Raw genomic sequence first — 3,968 nt, 5'->3', positions numbered from 1 at the left:
GCTCCACGCTTCCTCCCCACAGTCGGTCGCCCTTCCGCAGTTGCGCTTCACTTCGCTCACTGTGGTCAGCTTGCGGGAGGACTTGCACCTCCAAGAGTGCGCCCATGCTGGGCGCACGTAAAAAAAGGGACGAGCGGCAAGCCGGTCGTCCCCTTTGTCATGCGGCGGCCAGGCCGCCGCAGTCACTTACATTACCACGACAGTTTCAGCGAGTACGCGCCGCTGGTGGCGCCCGTGCCGCCGTCGTAGTACTTCACGCGGACATAACGGGTGGCGGTGGTGGTGCCGGTGTTGGCGGTGCTCAGGCTGTCGGCCACGCCGGCGCCGTTTTCGCTCGCCGCCACCTGCGTGCCCGCGCTGTTGTAGGCATACAGATCGTAGTCGGCGGTGCTGCTGCCGATCGTCATGACCGCCGACAGGGTTTTACCCGCTGGCAGTTGAACCACGAAGTAGTCGGAGTCGGTGGTCGAACCCATGTTAGCTTTAACAACCGTGCCGCTGACCGTCACCGCGTTCGCCGTTGCGGTCGCGTTGTTCGCTTCCGTTTCGTTGATGGTGGTGCCGGTTGGCGGCGTGGTGCCGCCGGTGACCGACTTCAGGGCCGCCAGCGCATCGACGATCCCCGTGCCGCAGCTGTTGCAGGTGGCCGGGAAGGCGCGTGCGGTCGACTTCAGCTTGCTTTCGATCTCATCCGGCGTCAGTGCCGGGTTCTTCGACAGCATCAGCGCGGCAACACCAGCGACGTGCGGGGTCGCCATCGAGGTACCGGCATAGCTGGCGTAGCTGTCTGCGCCTGGCGCGCCGGCGCCGGCGTTCAGGGTCGACAGGATCAGGCCGCCGGTGTCGCCACCAGGCGCCGCCACGTCGATCAGGGTGCCGTAGTTCGAGTACGACGCGCGGCCGCCCGCCTTGTTGGTTGCGGCAATCGCAATCACGCCCGAGCAGTTGGCCGGGCTGGCGTTGCTGACGTTAACGTTGTCGTTACCGGCGGCCACGATCACCACGGTGCCGCGCGAACGGGCGCCGTTGATGGCGTTCTGGGTCGTGGTGTCGCAAGCGCCACCGCCGCCGAGCGACATGTTGATCACGCGCGCCTTGTTGGCATTGGCCGGCACGCCGGAAACGGTGCCGCCCGAGGCCCAGGTGATCGCATCGGCGATGTCGGACGTGTAACCGCCGCATTTGCCCAGCACGCGCAGCGGCAGGACCTTGGCGTTGAACGCCACGCCAGCCACGCCCAGGCTGTTGTTGGTCTTGGCGGCGATGGTGCCGGCCACGTGGGTGCCGTGCCAGCTCGAATTTTGCGCCTGCAGCGGACGGCCATTGCCGCACTCGCCGGCGACGACTGCGTCGCCCGGATCGCTGGCATCGCTGTCACGGCCATTGCCGTCGTTGGCGATGGTGGTGTCGGTGATAAAGTCGTAACCCTGGACAAACTGTCCGGCCAGGTCGGCGTGCGGACGGAAGCCCGTATCGATGACGGCAACGACGACGCCGGAGCCGGTCGCCAGGTCCCAGGCCGCCGGCAGGCGCAGGCCGCCGGTGGTGTCGCCGTAGTGCCACTGCTCCGCGTAGCGCGGATCGTTCGGGGTGTACAGCGGCTGCATGATGCGGTCCGGCTCGGCGTACTCGATGCTGGCGTCGCGCTCCATCAGGTCCTTGGCGATGGCGGCCACGTCCTTGACGTCCATCTTCTTGTCGAGCTTGAGAATCTGGGCGCCATTGGCGGTGGTGTGCAAGGCTTGCATGGTCAGGCCGAACTGCTGGCCCGAACGCTGGACGATCGCCAGGCGTTCCTTGCTCGGCGCGGCCCGGAGGGCTGCGCCCGGCACGACAGGGCCGGTTTCCTTGTACTTGACGATCATGCGGTCGGTGCTCGTCGCTGCCGGGGCAATCTTCGCGTTCGACTCAATATCGAGCACGCTGGCGTGGGCAAACACCGGGCCGACCGTGATCACGGCGGCGGCGCAGAATGTCAGAAAGGATGGGTACTTCGATTGCGAATGCTTCATTGTCGTTCCTTAAGTTTTCCGATGAACATTTTATAAAGGGATCGTCGGCAGCGCGTGGCCGTCGCCGTCCCATTGTCTCCACGTTGTTCTGCAACGTAGCCCCGCCTTTTGTCAGCGAGCGTTGTACATTACTTGGATTCATGTCGATTTTTGGAAATTTCTAACAGGATTCGGCTGTTTCGCAACACAAAAAGCCAAAAATATTTCTGCGGGCAAAGTTAATTCGGCAATCTTTGCTTTTTCCCAAATGCAAACTTGTTCATATTTGTCTATTTCTGAACATTCGACTGATAATTGTCTAAAAATGAACAGTTTTTGACAAGCAATGAACATTGCAACTCGCCCCGTAAGGACGAGGTCGGATGAATGATCCAGAACAATTTCCTGTGCTACCGTGAATAGGCTGTAGACCGCTGGACTCTGCCAAAAGTTCAGGCAGGCTCATACGGACGAGGACGGGTTTATCAGCGGATAACAAGGGCGGCGATGCGCCTGGAAAGTGGGCTCCGCACCGGCCCAAGCCGCAGGTTTTCCGCTATGGGAAGGCCGCTACGCTGCGGAAAACAAGCGGTCCCCGGGGAGGGCGCCCGGCGTCTGGTCCCACAGGCCGGTACGATGTTGGCTTACCTAAAACGGATCCCCACTCTGACAGATTGGCACGTATTTATCCTACAATCTTCAGCGAATTCTTACTCCGTGGACGTAAAAAGCCGCGATCGCTCGCGGCTTTGGGCTTACCCCGGTGTCCACCCCGGTGTCAGGTCTGACATTCGGACACGAGCTGATCCGATTTCTCAGCAATCATCCTCAGTGAAACGCGTCGCTTGTACGTTTGGCATTCCTATTTCGTTGCCCTTGCAAACTTCCGACTGCAACTGCGCCGCATATCGCTGCACCGCCCGGCTAACGGTCTTGTACGACACCCCGAAATGTAGACCGATCTGCTTCATCGTAAACACGGTGCTCCAAAACGCTCGCGCCATAGCCTCGTCGCGCTCGGCAAATTGGCTCTGGTATTGCGTCAGTGACATCGACGAGATACCGCGCTGCAATCTGACTATTTCTGATGGCACGCTATGTTCCGCACTATGAAAATTTTCCATCGCTAAAGACTCACCTAAAAGCAGGGCATGCCGCGCACTTTTCAGCGGATTCTCCGCGCCCATTCCGCGTGCGACAAAGTCGCGGTACGCTGCAACCGCCATAGCCGGCGTCGAGCCGAACTGGTTCAGCAGCCCCTGCGTGTCGAGCCAGGACGGCGCGTCAGCATCGGCGCGCATCCAACGATAGCTGCTCCACTCCCAATCCTGAGGCAAGGCAACAAGTCCCGCGCGCACCGGGTTGAGCACGATATAGCGTGCAAGCTCCAATAAGTAGCTTTCCTTTTGAACCAGAACAGCGTGATAACGTCCTTGGAACAAATGCCCGACAGTATTATGGCGACGGTTGAAGCCGCGCGAAAAATTGCCGTTGAGCTGGCGCATCGCTGCAGAAAGATTGCCGTCAATCGTTTCGATAAGCAGATGAAAGTGATTGTTCATCTGGCAGTAGGCATGCACCACGCAGTTGCTGCGTGCGCAGGCGTCGCGCAACGCGCCGAACCACGCACGGCGGTCAGCGTCATCCAGATAGATGGGATGGCGCCGATTTCCCCGTGCAGTCACGTGATAGAGGGCACCAGGAAATTCGAGTCTGAGCGGTCTGGTCATGCAAAGACTCTAACAGCGGTTTTTTGCACAATGCATGAGCACTCGCAGGGTCCAGCCACATTTTTCTGATGACGCGTGGTTCGAGCGGATGAGGCCGTGTCCGAATGTCAGACCTGACACTGAGTGTGATCACGCGAGTTGATGGCCCGGTTTTCACGTAAAACGATGGTCCTACCCCGAGCGATTTTAGCGTCTTGACAGCGCCGGCCACGGCGCTGTTTTTGATCGTGCGGTTAGAACGGTTCGC

At 60.2% G+C, this 3,968-nt stretch carries 2 protein-coding genes; both read right to left on the bottom strand.

All coding sequences use genetic code 11. From position 1 onward, the window contains the following. Window positions 1-191: 191 nt before the first annotated feature. Window positions 192-2,012, bottom strand: a complete 1,821-nt coding sequence (locus F1735_RS32740; protein ID WP_167241082.1) for a S8 family serine peptidase — start codon at window positions 2,010-2,012, stop codon at window positions 192-194. A gap of 794 nt (window positions 2,013-2,806) precedes the next feature. Next, complete coding sequence (locus F1735_RS32735) at window positions 2,807-3,721, bottom strand: REP-associated tyrosine transposase (protein WP_167241080.1); 915 nt, start codon at window positions 3,719-3,721, stop codon at window positions 2,807-2,809. Between the last annotated feature and the right edge of the window lie 247 nt (window positions 3,722-3,968).

The sequence above is a fragment of the Massilia genomosp. 1 genome (assembly GCF_011682185.1).
In the GTDB taxonomy this organism is placed as follows: domain Bacteria; phylum Pseudomonadota; class Gammaproteobacteria; order Burkholderiales; family Burkholderiaceae_D; genus Telluria_A; species Telluria_A rubra.
The sequence above is the reverse complement of the archived record's forward strand: the minus strand, read 5'-3'. Positions and strand labels throughout refer to the sequence as shown.

Bases quoted from the DNA above. Each gene is read 5' to 3' on its own strand.
- F1735_RS32740 (WP_167241082.1), bottom strand. From the start codon at position 2,012: ATGAAGCATTCGCAATCGAAGTACCCATCCTTTCTGACATTCTGCGCC.
- F1735_RS32735 (WP_167241080.1), bottom strand. From the start codon at position 3,721: ATGACCAGACCGCTCAGACTCGAATTTCCTGGTGCCCTCTATCACGTG.